Consider the following 369-nt stretch of genomic DNA (forward strand, 5'->3'; position numbering starts at 1 on the left):
GGAGTTTCATGTAACGAAGCGTCGTGGCGAACGCGACGCGCTTCTCGGCGTCTGTCCCCTCGACGGCTGCCGGGTCTTCGACGCCCCAGTGCGCTGTCACGGGCTGTCCCGGCCAGACGGGGCAGGCTTCGCCTGCGGCATTGTCGCAGACGGTGAAGACGAAATCGAGTTGGGGAGCGCCGGGCACGGCAAATTCGTCCCAGCTTTTCGACCGAAGCCCTTCGACGGGATAGTGGTGTCCCGCGAGCGTCTCGATGGCGAACGGATTGACCTCGCCCTTGGGTTGGCTCCCCGCGGAATAGGCATTGAACTTGCCGGCTCCGTCCTTTCGCAGAACGCTTTCTGCGATGATCGAACGTGCGGAATTGC

The 369-nt window shown here is 63.4% G+C and carries 1 protein-coding gene; it reads right to left on the reverse strand.

Annotated elements, in window-relative coordinates:
* A partial coding sequence (locus ACFHWW_RS34445; protein ID WP_379943881.1) for an arsenate reductase ArsC occupies positions 1-369 on the reverse strand: 369 nt, incomplete at both ends.

It is taken from the genome of Sinorhizobium sp. P24N7 (assembly GCF_042436655.1).
GTDB lineage: Bacteria > Pseudomonadota > Alphaproteobacteria > Rhizobiales > Rhizobiaceae > Sinorhizobium > Sinorhizobium meliloti_A.